The sequence below is a fragment of the Streptomyces sp. NPDC008092 genome (assembly GCF_042957285.1).
GTDB lineage: Bacteria > Actinomycetota > Actinomycetes > Streptomycetales > Streptomycetaceae > Streptomyces.
On the sequence record NZ_JBIBHY010000016.1, the window covers coordinates 23,484 to 50,064 of the forward strand.

Sequence of the window (26,581 nt, forward strand, 5' to 3'; positions counted from 1 at the left end):
CAGTCGGTTTTTGGGACGCGGTTGGATGATGGGTCGTTTCTGTCGGAGGACGGGACGGTCATGGTCTCGGCTGATGGTGTGGTGGAGCATGGGGAGACTTCGTCGGCTGGGCAGTTTCTGACGGAGCGGACTGTTGATGGTCAGTCGTTGTGGGGTTCGGATACGCAGGACGGTGGGTGGGTTTCGCAGGACGGGACGGTCTATGTCTCGTCGGACGGTGTGGTGGAGCACGGTTTGACGGCGCCGGATGGTTCGTTTCTGGCGGATGGTGAGGTGCGGGAGGTTGATGGTCAGTCGGTTTTTGGGACGCGGTTGGATGATGGGTCGTTTCTGTCGGAGGACGGGACGGTCATGGTCTCGGCTGATGGTGTGGTGGAGCATGGGGAGATTTCGTCGGCTGGGCAGTTTCTGACGGAGCGGACTGTTGATGGTCAGTCGTTGTGGGGTTCGGACACCCAGGACGGTGGGTGGATTTCCGAGGACGGGACCGTCTACGTCTCGTCGGACGGTGAGGTCGAGTACGGGCAGACCTCGTCCGACGGATCGTTCGTGGCGGACGGCGGCACGTCGGGTACGGACGGCACGACGACGGCAGCCGCGGATGACGGTACGGCGACGGTCTCGGACGACGGCACGACCACCGTCTCGGATGACGGGACGAGTGCGGCGGACTCGGCGGACCCGGCGGAGGAGACCGCCTCCGGTGAGTCCGAGGAGTCGACGTCGGAGGACACTTCTTCGCTTACCCCGCGGACCGTCGGCGGGCAGACGTTGCTGGGGAGCGCCACTCAGGACGGCGGGTGGATCTCCCAGGACGGCACGGTCTACGTCTCGGCGGACGGCGAGGTCGAGAACGGGCTGACCTCACCGGACGGTACGTTCCTGCCGAACGGCGAGGTGCGGACCGTCGACGGCCGGCAGGTGTACGGAAGTGTCCTGAGCGACGGCACGTGGGTGTCGGAGGACGGCACCGTCGAGATCCAGCCCGACGGCACGGTCCTGAACGGACAGACCACGGCGGACGGGCAGTTCCTCGTCTCGCGGACCGTCGACGGCCAGACGCTGCTGGGCAGCGCCACCCAGGACGGCGGGTGGATCTCCCAGGACGGGACCGTCTACGTCTCGGCGGACGGCGAGGTCGAGCACGGCATCAGCACACCGGACGGCAGCTTCCTGAAGGACGGGGTGACCAAGACCCTGCCCGACGGCACGACCCTCTACGGCTACACGTCGGGCGGTGACTTCTACTCCTCCGACGGGACCACCGTCGTCCTCGCGGACGGCACCGTGCTCACCGGCACCCTCGACACCCAGACCGGCATCTTCACCGCGTCCGACGGCTCCACCTACCTCGTCACCGACAACGGAATCGAAGGCGCCACCCCGCAGAGCGACGGTTCCTACCTGCTCGCCGACGGCTCGACGGTGATGACCCCGGCGGCCTGGGCCGTCGACATAGGTCAGTTGGGTGACTGCATCACCCTCGTCCGGAACCGGGCCGATGTGATCGAGGACAACATCAACACCGTCCAGGATCAGTATCGCCTCGTCGAAGACGCCTGGAAGGGCCCCGCCGGCAACTCGTTCAGCGATATCTCGACCCAGGTCACCAAAGTCATGAACGACCTCCAGGATCTCCTCACCGACATGATTGAGCGCATGATGACCAGCAGAGAGAACTACATCTCGGCCGAGAACGCCAACGTCGCAAATTCGCAGGGCTCCTGAGGAGGCATCGGTCAATGTCGCACATTCCCCAGAACTACAACGCGGTCACGCTCTCGGTGGATCCGAACGCCCTCACTGCCGCGTGCGACCAGGTGAACTCGGCCGGGCAGAACATCAGTGACGCGCTCGCCGACATCATGAACTCCCTGAGCGAACTGCGGCTTTCCTGGACCGGAGACGCGGCGGACGTCGCCGACGACTTCAACACACGCTGGACGACGGTGACGGAGCAGCTCTACGGAACGCAGGTGGACCCCTCCAAGGGCGTCCTCAACATCCTGACCGCAGGCATCGGCAAGGCCGCGCAGAATTACGCCAACTGCGAGGGCGCGGTCAAGGCGATGTTCTGGAATTTCCACCACGGAATCGTGCTGGCCAAGAACGGCTCGTCGTCCGGCTCCGGCGCGCCGACCGACACGGTGGATCAGCCGAGCGGCGTGCAGAACGCGAACTACCACACCACCGCGGTCAACGAAACCGGATTCTGAGGTAGCCCCCCACCATGTCTGACTCGTTCTCGCCCGTGAAGAACTGGGACCCCAATCCCGTCTACGAACTCGGAAACGCCCTCATCGACTTCGGTGACTACCTGGACGAGCAGGCCGCCAGGATGACCAGCGCCGAGTTCGACCTGAACCTCGGGGCATGGCAGGGCGATGCCGAGATGTGGATGACTCAGGCATTCGCCGACCAGCGCGAATCGGTGATGGAGATCATCGAGGAGTTCTGGGACACCGGCGAGATGATCAACTACTACGCCATGCTCCGCACCGAGCAGGAGGAGACGCTCGCGAAGCAGGCGCTGTCGGAGCTGATAGCCGGTCTCGTCGGTGTCTTTCTGAGCGCGCTCCTGTTCGTGGCACCGGAACTCCTCGGCCTCCTCGGCGCCGAGATCACGGTCCTCGCGGAGGCCGGCGGGACGATCGCCGGTTTCCTGGCGAACGTGGGGAAGGCCGTCGGCGGGTTCGTCGACACTGCCGCCAGCGCGGTCGGCGAGGTCCTGCCCGACTGGGTGGTGACGATGGCCGGCGTCACCGGGAACGTCGCCCGGTTCGGCATCGAGTTCATGGGGGTCAACGCGGCCTCGGTGGCGGCGGGCAACGCCGCCGCCGGTCTGCAGACGACCGCCCAGCAACTCATCCCCGTCCCCACCTCCCTGGAGCAGATCCCCGGCTTCATCTCGGACCTGGTGCTGTGGGGCGGGATCGGCATCGCCGTGGCCTCCGCCGCCAAGGGCCTGGTCAACGTGGCCAAGGAGAAGCTGAACGTCCCCAAGGCCGACGTGAACGTCGGGGACGTGAACGTCGGCAACGCCGACGTGGGAACCTCGGTCGGCAACTCGTCGACGGGTACCGGTACCGGTAGCGGCCTGACCCCGCCGTCGTCGGTCACCTCCGTCTCCTCCGTCAGCGGGACGATCGCCGACTCGTCCAAGGGCCTCACCAAGTCCGACCTGACGCTGTCCTCGGACGTCGAGGTCAACACCGCCGTGACCCGGACGCTCACGGGCACCACGGTGCGTACCTCCACGGACACGGCACCGGCGCCGACACCCGCCAAGGTGACGACGACCGGCGCCGCCGACGGCCCGAGCTCCGGCGGCGGGACGGCCGTACCGGACAAGGTGACTCCGGTGGACACCGGCACCTCGCCCGGCAGTTCCTCGGCGGTGAAGACGGTCACGGACGGCGCCGCCCAGCCCGTACAGTCCGCGCCGAGGACCGAGACGGCCGGCGCGAACACGAACCCGGTCACGAGCGCCGTGACCGACGGTTCCGGCGGCCAGAGCGTCCTGCACGACGTCGGCTCCGGCCTCAGCGGTGTGGCCCGGACGGCACAGGCCGCGCAGCGGACCGTGGACGCCTCGACGGCAGGACACCCGACCGGCGGTCAGGAGGCGGTGGGCGCCTCCGGCGCCGCGCCCGCGGTGCGGACGAACCTGGACGCCCAGCCGTCCACCGCCGCCTCGCACGAGGCGACTTCCCGGACGCCGGGCCCGACGACCGACGCCGCCTCCGGCGCCAGGGTGCAGGACACGGGCGGCAACGCGACTCCTGGCGTGGGGAAGGCGGTCGACGCCGGGGTGAAGCAGGCGCAGAGCGCGCTGCGGGCCGTCGGCGCCGAGCATGCCGCCACACCGGACACGGGTGCCCGCAACGCCGCGGCCGAGGAGACGGTGTCTCCGGTGCGGTCCGTCGTGTCGGGTAAGCCGGAGATCGTCCACCCCGCCGGACCGGTGCGCGAGGCGTCGGCCGGGCAGATCGGGGGCGGCGCCCGTACGAGCACGTCGGAGTCGGCGGGGACCACGGCTCCCCAGTCCGTGGCGGGGGAGCGGGGCGCCCTCGGCACGGTGGACGGCGGCGCCGCGCCGAAGGGGACCGGCATCCGGGCCAACCTCGGGGACACAGCCGTACGTTCGGGAACGGACCAGGGGCAACGCGCCTCCGGTGCCGCCGAGGGAACCCGCACGGTTCCGAACGCGGGACGCGACCCGCTGAAGTCGGCCGCCGGTCTGGGCGGCCGGCAGGTGCGGCCCGCTGGCAGGGCGGACGCCAGGTCCGTGTCGGGCGACGGCGGCGACTCGGCAGCGTTCCCCGGGCCGGCGAAGGACAGGACCGCGCCCGTGGAAGCGGCCGACGGGAGCGTCCGGGCCGACGGAACGGCCCACGGAGCATCGGCCAGGGCCGTGTCCGAGGCCGATGGGGCCGGGCAGACCCGGACGGGTGCGCCCGGCGAGACGTCACGCGCCCAACGGAGCGCGGACGAAGCACGGTCGGCCACCAGGTCCGACACCCGGGCGGAACGGCAGCGGGTCGCCGACTTCAGGGAGGCCGCGAAGCGTCAGCGGGCTGAGGACAGCAGCACGGCAGCGGTCCGCAAGGAGGCCGACGGCAGGACTGCCGGTGCGCCGCGCGCCGAGGCGGCTGTCCGGGCCGGGGAGACCCGGGCCGGGATCACCGAGGCGAGCCGTGCCGAGGTGACGTCACGGTCCGTCGACGACACGTCCAGATCCGCCACTGCGGAGTCCGCCGACGCGACCGGCGTGACCGACGCATCGGGGGCGGCGCACGAGACAGCGCAGGGACAGGCCGGGGACCACGTCCCGGCGGATCGGACGGCGCAGCACGAGTCGGCCGCCACCGGCACCGACGCCGGTCCGGCGCACGCGCGGTCCCTGGACGGGGCCCGGGAGCAGGCCGGGCACGAGCAGGTGGCGTACGACTACCGGCACGACGCGTCGGACGCGAAGAACGCCGCGTACGAGGAGACGCAGCGCCGGCAGAACGAGACGTACGAAGGCAGGCTTGCGGAGGAGGCGGAGCGGGCCGAGCAGCGGCTGCAGCACAACCAGCGCCTGTGGAACGCCTTCGAAGACGTCCGCAGCGATCTGTCGCACGAGTTCCCCGCCGTCAGGTCCGAGGCGGTCACCGACATCGAGGCCGTCGTCAGGGGCGAGGGCGTCACGGACCGCTACGCCGAGGGGATGGCCGACTCCTATCGCAAGGCGGTGGAGGAGCACCAGAACTATCTCAAGGAACATCCGGAGAAGCGGGCCGACGAACTGCAGGCCGGGATCGACCACGAGACCGGCGCCGTGTCGCACTCCCCGCTGCAGGCCAAGCTCGTCAAGGCACTGGAGTCGGTGCTGGACGACAGCTACCGGGGTCCGTCGGCCGCCGAGCTCGTCGAGGCGATCCGGCGGTCGTCGGACGAGAGTTCCGGACCGAAGGACTGGGCCCGCAAGCTCGGCGTCCCGGAGGACCTCGTCTCCACCGTGGCCAGTGCCTACCACGAGGCCCGCTTCGAGCAGCACCGGGCGGGAGAGGCCGACCTCGGCACCCACGCCTTCGAACAGTCGCTGACCGCCAAGCTGGAGGACCATCTCGGGAACGCGGAACACGGCCTGGCGGCACGCTCGTTGGCCGACCGGATGATCCGCGAGGAGAGCAGGTTCCGGAGCGGCCAGCCGCGATCGTGGCGGGAAGAGGTCAAGCAGCGGCTCGAAACGCGGCTGGAGGGCATCGAGGACGCGGTCCGGCAGGGTGACATCAGCGCCCGGCAGGGCGAAGCCGCGAAGCAGAGCCTCTACGAGGGACTTCCCCAGGAGTTCGCGCTGGAGGCCGCCGTGCGTCAGCTGCGCGACGCGGCGTCGGAAGCCTTCGACCGCGCCCTGACCCATCCGGACCGCCCCGACGAGAAGCTGTTCGCATCCGAGGCGCTGTTCGACCGGCGGCCGTTCTCGGCGAAGGACGAGGCGAACTTCCGGGCCGACTTCCTGGACGAGTTCACCGCCGAGCTGCGTGACATCACCAAGCAGCTGGAAGCGGACGGGAACCCGGTCCACCGGGACTTCATGACGGACCTGGTCAGCGGGGCCCAGCCGCGGTTCGACGCCATGGTACGCGGCCTGGACACCCGGCTGACGCTGGCCGAGGACGCCACGCGCACCTTCGACGCCATGGCCGACGCCAGAGGCCTCGACCGGACCTCCGACGACATCGCCGCGGTGCGCGAGGACTTCCTCGACGAGTACGCCCGGACCACCGGCGAACTCTCCGACGGCAGGACGGCGCGCGAGCTCACCGGAGCCGAGTACGCGGACGCGGCCCACCAGTTCAACCGGGCCCTGCAGGAACTGGAGGGCCGCTGGGCGGCCCGGCTCGACGCGAAGGCCGCCGAGCGCGCCCTGCGCGAGCAGGCCGATGAGCTGCGCGGCAATCGGTACGTCGCCTCCGAGAACGTCGCCGGCAAGATCCTCGCCGACCACGGCAAGGCCCTCGACGAGGAGATGACCGGGATCCTCGGCTCCCGCAGGCCTGAGGACCTGTCCGCCGAGGACTGGGCCACGTACACGGCCGAACTGAGCGAAGCGCACGTTCGGCTGATGCAGCAGCTGGCCACCCGGCACGACCTGCACGCCGGCCTGGAGAAGGCGCTGTCGCAGGCGGACGACCGGCTCCACGCAGCAGCCGGCGTCCGGAAGGGAACCGAGCTCGGCTCACAGGCCAAGCGGGTCCAGGACGACATGCACAGGACGCTCACCGATGCCTACCGCGAACGTGTCGGTATGCCCGAGGAGGGCCAGTGGTCCGCCGAGGAACTGAACGTGCGGGAAACGGCCTTCGGCGACGAGGTCCTGGCCCCGTACACCCGGTCCCTCGGCGACCGCCTGGCCTACGAGGGCGCCTTCGACGAGGCGCTTGCCGAAGGAGGCCGCCGGTTCAACGAGCTGACCAGCAAGGTCGACGAGGCGGCCGGAACCGTCTCCGGGCGCTACGCGCTGAACGGATACGACCTGGGCAAGGTGGCCGACGACTTCCGCAGCGATGCCGGCCAGGCCCACCAGGAGACCTACGGCCCGAAGGGCCGCGACGTCGAGGCCGCGCTGGACACGGAGCGGGCGGCCGGCGACGTCTTCGGCACGGCACGCGGTCAGGCGTGGCGCGACCTCGTGCACGAGGTGGAGATGCCCCGCCGGCGCGCGGAGCAGGAGGCGTGGCGGGCGCAGCTGCGGCAGAGGTTCACCTCACTGGAGGCGGAGTCCGGCGTGCACGAGCAGGTCGAGACGCATGCGTCGGCCATCGGCTCCCGGAGCGCTCGCGAGACCTTCCGACAGGAGAGCCGGCAGGTCCTGGACTCCTTCAAGGAAGAGCTGACGGGGGCACGGACGCCGGACGACCTCGGCACGGCGGTGCGCACCGCACAGGAGAAGATCCAGGCCCTCTACGCCGACGCCGCGAAACTCGACACGGAGTACCGGCAGTGGCGGCAGACCCCCGAGTGGAAGGTCGACCTCTCCCGGCTGACGGTCGAGCGGACCCCGTTCAGGGCATCCGGCCGAACGCACGGGCAGGCCGGCACGGAGTCCGCCCGGGGCACGGAGTCCGCCGGTGCGCAGCCGCAGCGCGTGTCGCGGCCGGCGGACGGCCCGGGCAGGGCGCTCGCCGACCTCGGTGCCGGGCTGGAACTCCGGGCACAGGTGTACCAGGAGTTCGAGCAGCGGCTCGCCGACAACCCGGCGTTCCGGCAGACCATCCCGTACACGGAGCAGGTGCAGGCCCGGGAATGGTTCGCCGACCGGTGGACGCAGGCGGCACGACAGCCGGACGCCGACCACGACACGCTGCGCGCCGAACTCGACGCGAGGCTCGCGCAGGAGTACAGCCGGGCGCAGGCCACGGCCCGGGCGGACCGGCTCTTCGACCGCGAGGTCGCCCTGTCGACGGGGAGGCTGCGTCCGGCGGACACGCACTTCGGCAACTCACCCGTGGCCCGGTCGATCCGGGAGGACTTCCGGCGGGCCACGGCCGCGGCGATCACCGGCGGCAAGGAGGACACCGCCCCGGAGCTGGTGGAGCAGTTCCGGCAGCAGTACCGGCAGGCGTCCGGGGACTGGTGGGCCGAGGAGGTCTCGCGCGAGCAGTTCCGGCAGGCGCTCTCCCTCCCCGACAGGCTCGACCTCACGCGCGGGCGCCCGACGTGGGCCCGGGAGCAGCAGGCCTGGTACGGCAGCCGGCTCCGCGAACTGCGCGAGCAGTACACCGCGGAGCGGCTCGCCACCGGCCAGGGACGGCCCGCCGCGGAGACCGTGAACCAACTGGATGCGGCTGTCCGGCGCGTGGCGGCGCGCCTCCAGACCCGGGCCGAGTCCATGGGCGGCGTGCTCCAGGAGGCCGCCGAGCTGACCCGGGCCCGGAGCGCGGACTCCGAGTGGTCCGAGGAACTGGCCTTCTGGCACGGAACGCGGCAGGCGGCACTCGTCGGCGACTTCGTCACGTACGCGGCGGGCCCCCAGCCGGACGCCCGCATCCCGGCCACGACGGAACTCGCCTTGGCGCTGGACGAGTTGCGGGAGGCGGCCCGCGTCCGACATCTCGCGCACCAGGACCTGGCCGGCGCACTGTCCGACGTGCAGATCGCTCCCGTGACCGTGACCTCGGAGGCGGTCGCCGGTTGGGCCCGCCAGGAGATCCGCCGTATCCGTGAGGAGCACGTCGGGGCGTTCGAGGAGACGTACCGGAGCACGACGGAGCCGGGGCCGTCGGAGGCGGCCGCGGACGGGCTGTCGGCCTCGGAACTCTCCGCCCTCACGGCCGCCGTGAACAAGAGGTTGCAGAAGGCGAAGTGGCCGTACGGCACGGCGGAGACCGCCGATGTGGCGCAGGCGTACGCCGTCCTGGATTCGCGCTGGAAGAAAGACGTGAACTCGACCGCAGAGAAGATCGCCCGCAACGCCATGGGCATGTGGCACGGCATGGCACCCGGCGGAGCGCCCGCCGACGAAACCGGTTACACCTCCTCCGACGAGTTGCTCCAGGACCTCGTCGGGTCGGCCCGCATCCCCGATGTCAGGGAGGTGGCCGCGGACCGGACGCTGGGTGTGGACGTCTTCGGCGTGCTGGCCCCGCAGGCCCCCCCGGACTTCCTGCGGGATCCGGCCACCGGCCGACCGTACGACTACAGCGGGCTCGGTCCCGACTTCGGCGCGCACTACCTGTACATGATGAACATCCTGGAACCGGCTCCGGAGCCCGGAGCCATGGACCCGGCCGGGTGGGACATCGACGAGGGGTCCTACAGCCACCAGGGAACCCACCACCGGGTGCCGCTGCTGGTGTCCGCCGTCTGGCAGGGCGACCCGCTGTCGGACACCGGTGCGTCGGCCGGGTTCTGGGAGAGGTTCGGCAGCGCGGCCCTGCAGTTCGCGGGCCAGGCGCAGTTCGTGGTGTTCACCGACGTGACGCGCGCCGACATGGCGGAGGTCCTGGCCCTGACCGGCTGGTCGGAGGACCCGCGGCTGCTGGCCGTGCAGCGGATGGCGGCCTGGGCACAGCAGGCGGGGATCGCCCTGGTCAACATCGGGGAGGTGTTCAACGCCGCCCGGCCCATGGCCCTGCAGGCGGAGTTCGCCACCGAGACGGCGAAGCAGACGGGCCCGGGATGGGCCGCCGCCAGCGATGTCGTGCGCTGGGAGATCGCCGACCGCTTCGGCGGTCTCTACAGCGACGGTGACAACACCATCACCAGCCTGGAGGACTTCCGGAAGGTCGCGGACAACCCGGCCGGGTTCGCCGTCCACCGTCAGGGCGAGAGCGTCGCGAACTCGGCGGTACTGGTTCCGCCCGGGCATCCGGTCGTAGGCGAGATCCGCGAGCTCATGCGGCAGCAGTACGGCCGGACCCAGCGCGACATGTACTCGGCCGCCGGAGAGCTGCGCGACTACTGGTGGCGGACCGAGGTGGGCCGGGCCCGCCGGAACTCGGTGCTGATGAGGACCTTCCCGCCCGCGGTGGTCGATTCGCTGACGGCGGCCGCCGGGGTCGAGCACCAGAGGCAGTTGCCGCGTCTCGAAGGCGTCGGCATCGGGACCGACGGGAGCTGGAAGAAGTCCGCCACCAGGCCGCCGTCGGCCATGGGACGCACGCAGACCCTGGCCTTCACGAAGAACCTGGTGCAGAGCCTCGTGCGGGACCTCTACAACCGCGAAGGGGACCTGCGGCTGACGGCCGCGGCCGAAGCCGTCGCCCGGCATCCACAGCCGCAGCTGGTGTGGGAGGCCGCGTTGCGGTTCCTCGCGTCCCGCGAGGACATGCGGGCCATGGTGCGCGGTGTGACGATGCGCCGTCTGGTCGGGGCGGACGAGGAGTTCGTGGCCGAACTGCCCGAGACCGTACGGGGTCTGCTGCGGCCGGCGCGGGGCGAGCGGCCGCCGCTGGGGGCCTCGGAAGGAGAAGGCGCCGACCGGTTCTGGTTCGGCGAGGAGCACAGCGGCGGATGGTGGCTCGGCGAACAGTCGGTCGCCACCCGCCTGGAGCCCTATCGGATGCCGGACACCGGGTCGTCGTCGGGCCGGGCCGCGAGCGCCCATCGCGGCCTGTCGGATCAGGGCGAGGCGGTCGGGACGCCCGCGGCCGGCGCGGCCTCCGTGTCGGCGGAGCGGCCTGTCACGCAGGGCGGGCAGCCGGACAAGGGCGTGGACACGCACCCGGACGGCTGGCCGATCGGCAGCCCGGTGGCCGTCGAACAGCCACGTCGTGTCGTGGACCTCACCCACGTACCCACGTCGGCGGTGCCCTCACCCACGGGCGCCGGCAAGGGCAAGGCGAGGGAGCAGTGGTTCACCTACAAGCGTCCGGGCAGGGACAACTCCGCGCCGATCGAGTACGACGTCAGCGACATGGGCAACGTCAGGATGCCCTCGGGCGACCTGCTGGCTCCGGACGGCTGGGTGCGGTTCGGCGGTGACTTCGTCCATCCCGCTTCCGGCGCCGTGCTGTTCGGGGACACCGGCTGGATCGGCCTGGTGGACGACCGGGAGGAGCTGCTGGAACGCGCCGGCTTCCCGCCGCCCGGCACCGCACGGCACACGCTCGTGGCGGACGCGTCGTACCTCTATCTGGTACCGGCCGACGCGTCCGGGGCCACGGGCGCCACCGCGGTCCGGATCACGCTGGACCCGGCCCGCCTGGCCGGCGCGGGCGCCTCCGGCACCAAGCCGAGTGCCACGAAGCCGACTGCCACCAAGGCGGCCACCTCGGACCCGGTGCGTGAGCCGCAGGGCGGAACCCCGGCCATGGCATCGGGCGGGACCGAGACGGGGACGGCGGGGAACCCGGCGCAGACCCCGCTCCAGGCACTGCGCCAGGCCCCGCCCGGGGCACCGGCCAAGCCTCCCGTTCCCGAGATCGTCGTCACCCCGCCCGACGACGCGCGCGAGCCCTGGTACCTGTCCTTCGACGCACTGGGCCAGGCCGTCGTACCGGACTCGGTCAGACAGATCGAGTTCACCGAGCAGCAGGCCCGGCTCTGGGCGGGCCGGGTCAGCCAGTCTCTCGTCCTGCCCGGCCCCGGACCGCACGACGCGCTGCGGGCGGGTATCCGGGAGGAGATCGGCAGACTGCTGCTCACCGAGAAGCCCAAGCACTGGGACGACGTACTCGCGGTGGGCCGCACGCTGGTCGTCGAGGGCCGGCTGGTGTGGCTCCGCCCGATGCTGCGGGCCCTGACCCCGGTGCCTCCGAAGACGGGCGACGTCAGCGAGTACCCGGTCGGCTTCGCGGTGACCCAGACCGGCGGTGAGACGAGCCGCGAGACGGTCCAGGGCGCCGACTCCGTCCTGTTCACCGCCCTCAACCTGGGCACGAGTGTCGCCGCCTCGATCGCCGCCCTCGCCGTCCCGCAGGTCCTCGTCGGCTCGTCGAAGGAGAAGGGCAACTCCTGGGGGCAGACGATCCTGTCCGGCCGCAAGCCCTTCATCAACAAGTTCAACCGGTTCACGGCCGGACTGGAGATGCACGTCTTCGTCGGCGGCGAGGAGGTCACCCGGGCGGGTCGCCTGGTCACCGTGCCCGACCGTGTGCACGTCGACCTCCCCGCCCCGTACTCCGAGAAGGGCCAGCACCAGCCGGATCTCGACGCCCCCGAGCGGCCACGCCCCGTCAAGCCCCGCAGGACCGGGCCGTCCCAGGCCAGGGAGTTGCTCAACGCGGTCAACCTCACGCCCGCCATCGCGGGACTGCACCGCAGTCTCCTCGCCGCCGGCCTGCCCGCCCCGCACGTGAAGAAGATCATGACCGGGCTGGGGATGGACAAGTCCCAGGGCTTCCTCAGCGAGCCGACCGCCCGCAACCGCTTCGCCTGGTGGGCCGGCGGGGACGTCTCCAACAGCATCGAGGTCTCCGGACCGCTGGGCAAGAAGTTCCAGGGGCATCTGCGCGTCCAGGCCGCGGTCGACAGCCTCCAGTACCTGGGCGACACCAACGTCGCCACACGTGACGACATCGGCGCCGGCTTCAGCCGTACGGCGTCCACCAAGGGGGCGTCGGTCGCCGGCCTCGGAGGCGGCTACAACACGGCCGGTATCGGTGCCGGCGGCTCCGACGCGTCGGCGGCGGGCACCGACCCCGAGACCACCCTCGGGCAGGCGGCCCCGGAGCACGAGTCGGTCGAGGTGAAGGGCGTCGCCCCCGCCGTCGGCGCGTCCGTGAGCGGCGACCGCGGTGCCGGTTACTCCCTGGACACCGCCCACATGAGCCACACGGTGCTGAACGTCTTCGGCGACCAGAGCCGATACCGGACCGGGCTGCGGCTGACGGCGACGATGGAGTCCACCACCCACAACATCGCCCCGGTCGTCGTCACCACCGAATCCGAGCAGAGCGTGCCGAAGCGCGAGGCGGCCCAGTTCGTGGCGGGCACGGTCGGTCCGGGCTGGACCGCCGACCTGCGCCCGGCGGACGGCGGCGAGAACGCCCGCCGCCACCGGGTCTTCGCGCTGCCCGCCCGCCGGCAGGTCAGGAGACTGCCGACCGTGCGCTCGCCGTTCCGCTTCGGCATGGGCGTGTCCGGTCCGGGCCTGCTGCCGCCGCATCCGCGCGAACCGCTGCCGCTGGCCGCACGCCGGGGCCTCGGCTTCGGCATGCCCATCGCCCTGCCCGGCTCCGAGACCCTCCAGCAGGACCTCCGCGACGCCGTCGAGCGGCACCATGTCAAGGCGGTCGGAGCCAGGAAGGCCTCGAAGAGCGACTGGGCCAACGCCGACCGGGACCTCGCGATGTTCTACGGCCGCTCCGCCCTGGAGGCCGATCCGAACCAGGCACTGCTCGGTATCCACCGCACCGTCGAGGTCGGCGGGCACCGCTACAAGGTGTCGGCGAAGATGAGCTGGGGAGACCGGGTCACCGGAGCCAACCCGCTCACCGGCCCGGTGAACGAGGACAACCCGCTGGGCCAGACGTACACGATGAAGGTCAACGCCCGTGTCGTCAACGGCGCGACGGTCGCGGGGGAGCGCGGCAAGGGCAGCAAGGCCCGGTTCGCGTTCGGCGGCGGAGCCCGGCTGGCCATTCCGGAGCACGAGTTCAACATCGGCTCCCTGCACCTGAGGACGCCGCCGTTCCGGCTCGCCGTGGGCGCCTTCCGCGGGCTGCTGAGCCGCTCCTGGGGCAAGAGCGACAAGTTCGCCGGACTGGCCAAGGAGTACCGGCGTACGGAGACGGCCAAGAAGGTCGACGAGCACCGCTACGGCATGACCCTGCAGTGGACGGTCACACCCGAAGCGAAAAAGCCGTCGTACCTCAGCGGGAGCAACCCCGCGACCGCACGCATCGTCGTCCCCCACGAGCACGTACCGGCCGAGCCCGTCTCCCTGAAGCAGGCGCAGGCGGCGGGCCGGACCGAGGTCACCGACGAACGTCCGGCGACCGAGCGGCCGTTGGACTTCGGCAGCGGCACCCACGGCCTCTACCCGGTCTTCCACCTGATGCCGGAACTCGCCCAGCTCGGCGCCCGCATGTACGCGAGGCAGCACGGACTGCCCGACAGCTGGCTGCACAACCCGGCCGAGTGGCCGGAGGAGATCCGGGACCTCGCCCACCCCGGGATCCTCACCGCCCGGTTCGGCGCCATGACCGGCGCCCTCGGGCACCAGTCGGAGCTTCCGAAGGACGGCAGGCACAAGCAGGCGTTCCGGGTACGGCTGCACACCCATGCCCCGAGTGATCTGGGGCGCAGCCCGGACGTCGAGGTCGAGCACTACGCCCAGGCCGCGGCGAGCCACGCGGCCGAGAAGGAGGGCGAGTGGGCCCTCGGCCTGGCCGGCTCGGTCGGACCGCAGTTCCGGTTCGGCGCCGACGCCGACGAGGGGGGCCACCACGGCGGCCTCGGCGGCCGGCTGACCGTCCTGGGGTACGGCGAGGCCGCCAAGAAGTGGGGCGACGGCTCCGGCAGGACGGCCGGACGGATCGACATCACCCGGGCGACGTACAGCGGTGACGTCCACACGGTCCGTGCGACGCCGGTCTTCGAGGTCACGTACGTCCGCTGGCGCGGCAAGGAACTCACCGAGACGACAGAGTTCCTCACCGCGGACGAGGCCCTCGACCTACTCACCCCCGAGCGACGGCTCTCCGACATCATGCCCGCGGGCGTCCCGGCCGCCGACGCGTCCAGGACCGCGGCGACCGGCCGGGCCGGGGCTCCGACGGCCGGCGCGACCGAGGCGGCAGCCCCTGCCGCCGTTCCTGCGATCGTCATCACCTCTCCCGAGGGCGAGGAGTCGGCCGTCGACCCGGCCCTGTCGGCCGACGCCACCACGGCCGCGGCCCCGGCCCCCCTCCCGACGATCGTCGTCACGCCGCCCGACGCCGCGGAGCACGCCACCGACCCCGGTACGGCCGCGGCCGCCACCGTGTCCGTACCGGACCCCGCCCGGCTGTCGCCGGCCGCCCGGCAGCAGTCCGCAGCGCCGCCGCCCAGGACCCGCGGGTACCTGCACCAGGACCTGGTCTCCGGTATCGGGCACCCGGAAGTGATGCGGGCCGACGGGGTCCTGGACGCCATCACCGACCGGCTCCGCGGGCGCGGTGTCGTGACCACGGAGCGCGCCGAGGGCGTCGGTCCGCGGCCGAACCTGCTGATGCGGTCACTGAGTTCGTCGTTCTCCTCGGACGCGCTGCGCAGCGAGTGGTACGCCCTGACCACCAACCAGGGGGTGAGCCGCTGGTTCCCGGTGCCGGGTCCCCTCGGCAGCACGCGCTACCTGTGGGTGAAGGTCACCGCCACCAGGCTCGGCGCGGCCGCCGGGCAGCGGCCTCGTGACGACATCAAGCTCACCCTGCGGGGCGAGTCGGTGGACGAGGAGTCGAAGAGCGAGGCATCCGGTTCGGAGTTCAGCGGCGGCCTGGACCTGCGCGGCCGGATCGGGGCCGGGTCGTTGCACGGCGGACTGGAAGGCGGAGCCGAATACTCCACGTCCCGCGGTGAGGCGGACGAGGAGGCCGAGAAGAAGGTCAAGATCTACCGGGCCAACCCCAAGGACGCCTCGGAGGAGTTCAACCACGACCTCACCTTCCGGGTCGAGATGGGCACCACCACCGAACTGCCGGAGGTGCTGACGCTGCCCGCCCGCGGCGTCGGCCGGATCACCCGGCTGTTCACCGGCGGACCGAGCCGCGACAAGGGGGTGTTCACCTGGTACGACGCGGGAGACGGCACACCGGGGAACGCCCCGCTGGTGGAGGGCGGCCAGGTCCGCCTGCTCGTGCCCCGGCACCTCACGGCCGCGGTCGAGGCATGGCCCCGTGCCATCGACCTCACCGGGGCCCGCGAGACCGAGGTCGGCTGGACGCCAGGTGCCAAGCCGAACACGCTCAGGAAGCGCAGTCCGGCGCAGTCGGCCGAGCCGCTCACCAGGCCGGCGCCGGAACAGCCGGCCGCTCCGGCTCCCGAGCTGTCCGAGCCCGCCCCGGCGCAGAAGGCCGACCAGGTCCCCGAGCTGCCGGATGCGCTGCTGGAGAACCTGCACCCGTGGTCCGTGCCCGCTGCCGCCGCCATCGGGCGCTGGGCCGCCGTCACCGCCGTACGCCACCGCACCCGGCCCGCTCTCGACGTCGACGCGCCCCCGCATGTCTCGGGCCTCGACTTCACCACCCGGGCGGGGCTGCGCTACCAGCACTACACCAGCGGCAACATGCTGCGTCCCCACATCAAGGAGCTGCTGAACCGGACCTACGAGGTCCCGGTCGGCGACGAGACGGCGGTCGTCGGCCTGGAGCTGGACGGCGCGGAGATCCTGGGTCCGCCCGAGGGCACCCTGATCAAGCAGCGGACGTACACGCAGACCGACGAGGAACCCAAGCACGAGGTGGAGAAGGAGAGCGGCTGGCAGTTCGCCCTCGGGCCCGAGATGGGCGGTTCGCTGGGCGACCACAAGATGTTCGACCGGCTGCCGATCACCATCAGGAACTGGATGAACGGCCGCAAGCGGACCACCGCCATAGGCGACACCGACGAGCGCAACAAGGAAGGGCAGCGGAACTACCGGCTCTACCGGTTCGACGTCACGGCGGTCGTCAAGGGCCCGCACGGAACGGTCCGGGTCAAGGTCCCGGACGGCCTGTTCGGCATGCTCCCGATCGACAAGGCGACCGGCAGGCTTGCGGACGGCCTCGAAGACTGGCGGCAGGGCCTGCTGGCACCCCCGCCGCGCCCCGCACCCCCGATGCCGACCCGTCCGGCGCCGGCGCCACCCGTGCCGACGCGTACTTCGTCATTGTCGGCGAAGACCTCCCGCCCGGCGCCCGAGCTCGCGGTGGAGGCCCGTCCGGCGCCGGTGCCACCGGTCCCGGCGCGTACCTCGTCGCTGTCCGCGAAGACCTCCCGCCCGGCACCGGAGCCCGCGACGCCGACCCGTCCCGAGCCCGCGACGCCGACGCCCGCACAGGCGCGGGAGGTCTTGCCGGAAGAGGGTGGCTACCGGCAGGACGACGACCCCGAATCGCAGTTCCGCCTGGGCACGGCCGCGCTGTTCGAGGAGTTGGTGACTGCCGCTCTGCGCGACCGCTTCGGTCTGGAGGCGGTGGTCGGCCTGGGCGGTGGCGGCGGTGTGTCGGCCGTCCGGCCGGTGCGCTCGGTCCAGGATCTGGACCTGCGCCTCACTCTGGCCGAAGGGGTCGGGGCCGAGCAGCGCGCGGCTGTCATGCGGTACATCCAGGACGACGTTCTGGTCGACGGTCAGCAGTCCTCCGGGACGACGGTGCGCGGGCAGTTCGGCGATGTCGAGGCCAGTGTCACCCTCGCGCCGGTGCCCTCCGCGAGGCGTTCGCTCCAGGTGGTGGACGGCCCGGACACCGTCGACCTGAGCGTGGTGGAAACCGCCCGGCTCTTCGCCGACAAGATCGTGGCCTTCGAGGGGCGCAAGGCGAATCCGTCCGATCCCGACGGCGCGGAGTGGGTGGTGGAGAAACGGCTCCGCGACGCCACGGACATCCTCGCCCTGGCCGACCGGCTCGCCGAGGAACGTCCGCTGAGCGAGACCATGACCGGTCTGCTGGAGGGGACGCTTCCGGCGCCGCCGAAGTGGTCGGAACAGAAGCCCGCGAGGTTCTTCCAGGCGCTGGGCCAGCTGCGCAGGGCCCGGCAGGACCACTTCACCGAGTCCCAGTGGTCGGCACTGCGCGACATCGGGCGCCTGCTCCCCGACTCCGCCAAGGCCGCGAAGCCCGTCACGGCGCCGCCGGCCGAGCACGAGCGGTCGGCGCCGGCGGAGCAGAAGCTGGCGCAGCGCCAGGCGAAGAGGCAGCAGGCGGCGGCTCGGCGTGCCGCGGCCGCCGCGGCACGTACGGCTCCCGGACAGACCCTCGATGCTCCCGCGGCCCCCGTGACCCTGCCGTCCCCGCCCGTGCGGGCCGAGCAGGCACCGGAACCCGAGCCGCGGCCGGCCCCGGTGGCCGAGGACACGGCCGGCACCCCGGCTCCCGCCCCCGCGCCGCAGCCGTCCGGACCGCGCCGGACGCTCCTGCCCGCACCGGAACGGCTGGCCCTGTACGTCGCCGCGCTCAAGGACGGCGCGGCCGAGACACCGGGCAGTCGCGAGGCCGTGTACGCGAAGCGGTCCACGGCGCTCACCGCGGCGGGCGTCGACATTCCGCCCCGGTTCGTGCAGATCGAGGACGTGACGGTCGGCTACACCCCGACGGAGGAGAACGGCGAGGCCAACGCCCCGCTGTCGGGCGCCAAGTTCATGAACTCCTACGGCCGCACGGACGACGGCACGACTCTCGCGGTGATGGGTGAGAACTACCGTGCGCCCGGTGAAGGGTTCACCGCCGCCGACGCGTTCATCCACCAGTGGTCGACCGCGCACATGCTGCTCGACGGGGAGAAACTGTCCACGAAGAAACTCGCCGTCGCGGTCGGCAAGGACCTGGAGCGGCCGAAGCCGGCCGCAGACCTGCCCGAGCGGCTGCCGGACCGCATCTACCGGCAGAACATCTCCGGTCCGGCGGCCAAGAAGGCGCTGGGCGGGCTGCTCGACGCCGAGACGAGCACCAGGCAGTTCACCGCGGGTGACGAGGCCTACGAGCAGGTCCTCAAGACCGTGAACGGCAAGTCGACCAACAACATCGTCAAGACCTTCAACGAGCTCAAGGGCTACTCGGGCGACGACGCTCACCTCATCACCGGTGGAGCCCTGTTCCGGGACGGCAACGGCAACTTCCAGCTGCGTTTCGAAATCGTCCGGGCGGCCGACGTCCCCGGCAACCGGGCACCGGCCGCGAAGACCACCGTGCCGGACGAGGAGGCAGCGGCGCCCGCGGTCGGGATCCTCCCCGAGGAGACTGTCGACGCCACCGGTTCCCCGGACCTCGGCACCCGTCCCGAACCGATCCCCGGCATGCCCGCCGGCCCCCTGACCAGCCCGGGCAGGAGCACCCTGTCGACCCCGGCGCAGTCGGACGCGAGCGCTGCCGCCACCTTCGCCGGCGGCCGGGGCGCCGTCGATGCGGACGTCACCGGGGGATCCGCGTCTGCGGAGCCGTGGACCACCGGCAAGGTCACCTTCAAGGAGGGCTCCGAGGCCGTCGACGCCCTCCAGCGCGGCTACCTCACCCATCTGGTCCGCAAGGTGGTCAGGACCGGGCTGCGCGACATACGGGCGGGACTGGAGGCGCCCTGGATCACCGTCACCGGGCACGGCAACGGCTCGTGGCTCACGCCGGGGAGCCCCGACTGGGGTGCCGTGAGCAGGGGCCAAGGACGCGCCGACGCCGTCGCCGAGGTGCTCCGGAACGAGATATGGAACGCCCTGTACCTGCTCCAGCAGAACGATCCGCCCGCCGGCCGTGTCGGCTCCGGGGCGTTCAGGATCACCAGCCTCAGCGAGGGCCGGAGGACCGCCGCCGACGGCTCCTCCGACGGCGCCGGCCTTCGGGTCCTGCGGCGGCGGGCGGACATCGAGATCGACCTGGCGCCCCGCTCGGCCGCCGTCGAGCTCCTGGACACCCTGCGACAGGACGACCCCGATCCCGCGCTGCGTGAAGGCCCCTTCGACCCGGAGCCGTTCGCCCGCCGGATCCTGCACCTGGATCCGCAGGAGCCGGTACGGGGCCCCCACCGCCACCAGCTGTACGCACTGGTGGACGAGGCGATCGCGGCCGGCCGCGCGACGAGCCTGGCCGCGCTCGGCGCGTACCACCTGTGGCGGCACGGGGCGCTGTCCGACGCGACCCGGATCACCGCGGCGGACGGCAGGGCCCTGGGCCGCACCTGGACGGGCGGCCCGATCACCGACCTGGTCACGAAGTCCTACCTCGGGGTGCGCGGCGGCAGCGTCGTGAAGAGCTCGACGGCGCTGTGGGAGCAGCCCGGGTCCGGTGACAACCGGCCCTACGTCGTCGCGGCCGAGGGCGGTCACGACCATGTCGTGGTGCGGCTGGCGGACGGGTCCCTGCCGCGGGTACCGACGGCGGAGTTCAGCGAGCTGCTGGCCATGGACCAGGACCTGGCCGCACTCGACGACCGGCTCCCCGTCGTCCTCGTCGTCCCGCACGCCGGTGCCCGAAGCCCGCGCCTGCCGCGCACCGCCGCCGCCCGGACCGGCAGGACCGTGTGGTCGCACAGCGGCGAGGTGGCCCTGCACCAGGACACCTTCACGCACCGGGCCCGGATCGCGGTGGTCGACCGCACGGCGGCGAAGCAGCCACTGGGCAACTGGTTCGCCAGCGGTCCGGACGATCTGGCGCTCGACAACCTGGCACCCGGGGTCGCGGAGCGCTTCCTGCGCACGATCGACGGAACGCTCGTCCAGGACGACGAGATCGAGAGCTACACCCTCGCCGCGGACGGGCGCCCGTACGGCCGGGCCATTTTCGGCAAGGCCGACTTCATCGGACGGGAGGGGTACCTGGACTCCCTGCCGTCGGTGAACGAGTACGTACACATGGATCCCGTCACCCAGAACTTCTTCGGGGACCGGGAGGACGTGCCCTGGACCGGCCGGGAGGCGTATTTCTTCTACCTGCACGGGCGGCCCGGCGAGTTCCGGATCGCGAGGGCGGACGGGACCGGTAAGGCCGCCCGCGGCGACCAGGTCGGCGGGTACCTCCAGCGGCGCCCGAGCCTGCGGCGGCTGCCCGACGGCGGTGTCCTGGTGCTCATGTCGTGCTGGGTCGGCGCGGCCACGGACGGCCGCTCCCGCGTGCACACCGCCGGCCGTGCCCCGTTCGTCGCCGATCCGCTGGCGACCGTCTCCGAGGCCCAGCAGGTGGCCAACCACACCGGCCGCACGGTGTTCGCGGTCGACCGGGTCCACTACCTCACGCACGACTACCCGGTGAAGCTCCAGGGTGTCGCCACGACCGCCGAAGGTGAGCGGCACCGGTGGCTGGAGCTGCGGCCGGAGCCGGCGGGGGCGGCGCTGGACGACCTGGCCCGCACGGCGGGCCTGCACACGGACGAGGCCCCCGCTCCGGAGGAGACCAGGGCTGCGACCCTGCGGCTGGTGCGGGCCCTGCGGCAGGTGTTCGGCGCGTTCGTCGAGGACGACAAGGACGATGCCCAAGGGGATTACCGGCGGATGCTGCGCGCGGTCGGCGCACTGGAGTCGATGCGGCGCAACGACCCGGGGCTGCGGGACACGGGACCGTTCACCCTGGATCTGCTGGACCGGATCACCCGGTCGCATCTCGGCCGGTCCACGGGCTCGGCCCTGGATCCGATCGACGTCCTCACGGTGCTGGAGGCGGTGGAGAACCGGCCCGTCGGGGCGGCGCTGCGGGACTTCGCCCCGCTCACCTCGGTGGACAGGGCTCTCGCAGCGCTGGCGAAGAGCGATCCCGACCGACGGGCCGCCGAGGTCCTGGAACTGGGGTCCGACCCGGTCACGGACCGGCACCGGCAGCGGCTGCTGTGGGCGACGGTCAAGGCCGTCGAGGGGCTGGAGGCCGCCGCCGACGTGGATGCGCTCGCGGCCAAGGTCCTGCATCTGGACGCCTCCGCTCCCGTGGACGACGCAGTGCGCGAGGAACTCCTCTGGACGGCGGCCGGGGCGGCCGCGGCGGGCCGTGACGTCCACCGGCCGACGGCACTCGCCGCCCACCACCTCGTCCGCAACGGTGCCCTGTCCAAGGACACGCTGCTCCTCTCGCCGAGCGGCAAGGCGCTGGGCCGCAACTGGACCGGTACGCCGCTGACCGACCCGCTGGTCAAGGACAAGTACATCGCCATGGACCCGGCCGCCGGCGCGGCCGGCGTCGTGATCCGCCCGGTGCCGTGGGACGTCCCCGGAACCGGCACGGCTCGGAAGAAGGCTGCCTTCTTCCTGCTGGCCGACGGCGGTCCCGACCACATCGACATGCCCTGGCCCGACGGTTCCCGCCGCCGTGTGCCCCCGGACGAGATCGCCGAACTTCTCGCCGAGGACGAGGAGTTGAGTTCTCGTCCGCCGGCCGAGCCCATCGTGCCGGTCGTGCGGAACACCGGGAGCAGCCGCCCCCTGATGACGGCCCTCTCCGATCGGGCGGCGACCGCCCGGACCGTCTTCATGCCCGCGCTGGACGCTCATCTGTTCCACGACTCCACGGACGGCGACCACTACGTCGTCGTGGCGGAGCCCGCCCAGGGGGCGAGCTCCACGAGCGGCTGGGACCGCACCGACCCCACGGTCCTGGTCCCACCCGGCACGGCGACACCCCCGGTGGCGGTCGCCGACGCGATGCCGGCGATCGGGACACCCGCAGCGCTGACGTCCGCCGCCCCGCTCGGTGAGCCGGCGTCCGCCGTCGGCACCGGGGTGCCCTCCGGCCCGGCCACCGCCGAGGAGACGGCGCCCTCCGGGTCCTGGACCACCGGGAAGGTCACCTTCCAGGAGGGCTCCAAGGACATCGACCCGGTTCAGTACCGCGACCTGGCCGCTCTCGCCCGCAAGGTTGCGCAGGCGGGTCTGCGTGACATTCGGCAGGGCTTCGCGGCCCCCTGGATCACCGTCACCGGGCACGGCAACGGCTCGTGGCTCAAGGCGGCCGGCGGCGACCGGGGCGCCGACCGCACGGGCCAGGAGCGTGCGGACGCCGTCGCCGGCGTCCTCCGCACCGAGATCGGCAACGCCCTGCACCTGCTCCAGGAGAACGATCCACCCACCACCGGCCGCGTCGGCGCGGACGCCTTCAGGATCAACAGCCTCAGCACGGGGCGGGACCTTGCCGACGCCGGCCCGTCCGAGGGTACCGGCCTGCGGGTGCTGCGGCGGCGGGCCGACATCGAGATCGACCTGGCGCCCCGCTCGCCGGCCGTCGAACGGCTGAACACCCTGCGGCTGGCCGATCCCGAACCCGGCCTGGCCGAGGGCGCCTTCGACCCGGATCCGCTCGCCCGCCGGCTCCTGCACCTGGATCCGCAGGAGCCGGTACGGGACACCCATCGCCGCGCACTGTACGCACTGGTCGACGAGGCGGTCGCGGCCGACCGGGCGACGACCCTGGCGGAGCTGGGCGCGTACGACCTCTGGCGGCGCGGGGCACTGTCCGACGCGACCCGGATCACCGCTCCCGACGGCCGGGCCCTCGGCCGCAACTGGACGGAGGAGACGGTCCAGGACCTGGACACGGCGTCGTACCACTGGGCGAGCCCGAGCACAGTGCACACCCCCGCGGCGTTGTGGGTGCAGCAGGGGGCCGGTGACAACCGCCCCTATGTGGTCGCCGCCGAGGGCGGCCACGACCATGTCGTGGTGCGGCTGTCGGACGGTTCGGGGCCGCGGGTGCCGCAGGCGGAGTTCGCGGAGCTGCTGGCGATGGACGAGGACCTGGCCGCGCTCGACGGCCGGCTGCCCGTCGTCCTCGCCGTCCCGTACGCGGGGGCCGGAAGTCCGCGTCTGCCGCGGACCACGGCCGCCAGGCTCGGCAGGACCGTGTGGTCGCACAGCGGCGAGGTGAAGCTGTACGAGAACCCGTCGACGCAGCGGACGCACATCGAGGTCGTCGACCGCCAGTCCCTGGGGGAGCCGCTGGGCAGCTGGTTCGCGAGCGAGCCGGACCAGCCGGGGCTCACGACCCCCGCCTCCGGCGCGCGGGAGCGCTTCGTGCGCACGATCGACGGGACACTGGTCCCCGACGACGAGATCATGAGCCACACCCTCGCCGCCGACGGACGCCCGTACGGTCGCGCCGTCCTGAACATGCAGGACCAGACCGACCGTGAGCAGTACTACGACGCGCTGCCGACGGTGAACGAGTACCTGCACATGGATCCCGTCCGCGACGAGCGGTACGGCGACCCGGAGAACGTGCCCTGGGCCGGCCGGCCGGCGTACTACTTCGGTCTGCACGGCACGCCGGGCGCGTTCGCCCTCGTGACGATGGACGGGACCCACGAGGCGGCCCGCGGCGACCAGGTCGGCGGGTACCTCCAGCGGCGTCCGAGTCTGCAGCAGCTTGCCGCCGAGGGAGTCGTGGTGCTCATGTCGTGCTGGGTCGGCGCGGCCACGGACGGTCTCCCTCGCGTCAACATCGCCAGCCGCGCCCCGTTCGTCGCCGATCCGCTGGCGACCGTCTCCGAGGCCCAGCAGGTGGCCAACCATGCCGACCGCACGGTGTTCGCGGTGGACCGGGTCTACTACTCCACGCGCAGCGGGGAGGTGCGGCGGCACGGGATCGCCATGACCGCCGACGCCGAGCGGCACCGGTGGCTGGAGCTGTGGCCGGAGCCGGCGGGGGCGGCGCTGGACGACCTGGCCCGCACGGCGGGCCTGCACGCGGACGAGGGACCTGCTCCCGAGGAGACGAGGGTTGCGGCGCTGCGGCTGGTGCGGGCGCTTCGGCAGGTGTTCGGAGCCGTGGTCGAGGGCGACAAGGACGACGCCCACGGGGAGTACCGGCGGCTGCTGCGCGGTATCGGCGCACTGGAGTCGATGCGCCGGAACGACCCGGGGCTGCGGGACACCGGCCCGTTCACCATGGACCTGCTGGAGCGCGCCGCCCGGTCGTACCTCGGACGGCCCACGGGCCCGGCCCTGGCACCGGCGGACGTCCGCGCGGTGCTGGCGGCGGCGGAGGCCCGGCCCGCCGGGCTGGCGCTGCGCGACTTCGCCCCGCTCCCCCCGGTGGACAAGGCCCTCGTCCTGATCACCGACGGCGATCAGGACGAGCGGGCCCGCCAGGTCCTCGGCCTGGAGGCGGATCCCGTGACGGCGGTCGACCGGCAGCGGCTGCTGTGGGCGACGGTGAAGGCCGTCGAGAGTCTGGAGGCCGCCGCCGACGTGGATGCCCTGGCGGTCAGGGTCCTGCACCTGAACGCCTCCGAACCGGTCGACGACGCACGGCGCGAGGAACTCTTCTGGACGACGGCCGGGGCGGCCGCGGCCGGCCGTGACGTCCACAACCCGACCGCGCTCGCCGCCCACCACCTGGAACGCAACGGCGCCCTGTCCCCGGACACCCTGCTCGAAGCGGCGAACGGCGACATCCTGGGCCGCAACTGGACCGGTACACCGCTGACCGACCTGGTCCCGGACAAGTACCTCGCCTCGTCCCACGGCACCGACGGGTCCAACGCCCAGCTGCGTCACGCGCCGTGGCGCGCCGCCGGAGCGCTCCCGGGCCGGCGGCCCCCCGCCTACTTCGTGCTGGCCGTGGGCGGTGCCGACCACGTCGACCTGCCGTGGCCCGACGGCTCCCGGCGCCCCGTGCCTGCCGAGGAGATCGCCGAACTGCTCACCAACGACCCCGTGCTGAGCGGCCGCCCGCTGCGCGAGGCGATCGTGCCGATCGTGCCGCACACCGGCCGCGGCCGGGCCCTGGCGCACGCCCTGTCGAGCCGCGGGGCGACCGCCAGGAGCGTGTACACCCCCGCGGTGGACCTCGGCCTCCACCACCACACCGCGAGCGACCAGTACTTCGTCGTCGTGGCCCCGCAGCCCCAGGGGTCCGCTTCCGGGGCCGAATGGATCCGCACCGACCCGCCCGCTCTGAAAGCCTCCGCCCCGGCCGCGTCCGCCACGCCGCCGGCACCCGCTCCCGGCGTCGTGACGACGGCCGACAGACACCGCACCACCCCCGAGTCGGTGCGGCCGCCCGCGGCCGTGCAGGCCGTGCGGCCCGCCCCCGCCGTCATGGAGTTCGCCGAGGGGCCGCTGCCGAACGCCGCGATTCCCACCGACGCGGCCGACATCATCCCGCCGCCGATCCCCTACCCGGCGGGGCCGGTCTTCGTCGCGGACACCGGCAGCCGTGAAACTGTCCTCACCGAAGGGCTGGTGCCCGGTGGCACGGGCCTGGACCTTGACGCCTACGCCCATGTGGGCGGCCCCGGCCATGGATTCGTGAGCGCCGACACCTCGCCCGGAGCGGCGGCACGACGGCTTGCCGGGGGCCACGTCTGGGAGGTCGACACGCCGGGCGGCATCGACCTCACCGCGACGCTGGGCGCCTACGGGATCCTCCCGGCGACGACCGACGGGGACGAGGTCCTCTTCGCGGGGGGCGTCGCCTCCCGCTTTGTCAGGGGCGGCTGGCCGATCGTCCCCGCCACCCACGCCGGCGAGTCGAACAGCCTCGGCGAATGGATCCCCAACCCCGGCTACCGGCCGTACAACACCGTCCCCGACGCGACACCGGTCGCTCCCGAGCGTCGGCTGTCCCTCGAACCACTGCTCGAAAAGCGGGAGTTCCGCGTGGAGGACGTGGTGTCCACGACGGAACTCCAGGCACTGTCCGCCGCGCTCGCCACCGCGGACCCGGCACCGGGCGAAACGTACGCCCATGAGCTGGGCACCAGGCTGACCGACCACATCGAGGCGGAGCTGTCGGTGCAGGACCTGGAGGTCGGCCAGGTCGAACTGCACGTGAGCCTGGACGACCTGAACCACTCGGCGGCGGGCATGGCACTGACCCGTGTGGTGGCCAACGGGTTCCGTCACCGAGCCCTGCTCACCGTCGGCTCCCTGCGGACACCCGTCGACATCTGCCCGGCGAGGAATTGACACAGACCCGTTCGGACCTCGGATCCGTAACTCCCCATGGAATCCCTGAGCGGAATCCCTGAGCGGAACCCGCCCCGAGAGAACAACGGCCCCCAG

At 72.4% G+C, this 26,581-nt stretch carries 3 protein-coding genes; all 3 read left to right on the forward strand.

Translation table 11 applies throughout. The annotated features are described in order from the left end of the window. A partial coding sequence (locus ACFZB3_RS39790) for a WXG100 family type VII secretion target (RefSeq protein ID WP_391385669.1) occupies nucleotides 1-1,728 on the forward strand: 1,728 nt, incomplete at its 5' end. A gap of 14 nt (nucleotides 1,729-1,742) precedes the next feature. Next, nucleotides 1,743-2,216 (forward strand): WXG100 family type VII secretion target, encoded by a 474-nt coding sequence (locus ACFZB3_RS39795; protein WP_391385671.1) that lies wholly within the window; start codon nucleotides 1,743-1,745, stop codon nucleotides 2,214-2,216. A 14-nt stretch (nucleotides 2,217-2,230) separates the two neighbouring features. Beyond that, a complete protein-coding gene (locus ACFZB3_RS39800) occupies nucleotides 2,231-26,485 on the forward strand; it encodes a lonely Cys domain-containing protein (RefSeq protein ID WP_391385673.1) in 24,255 nt (8,084 codons plus the stop codon). The last annotated feature ends 96 nt before the right edge of the window (nucleotides 26,486-26,581 follow it).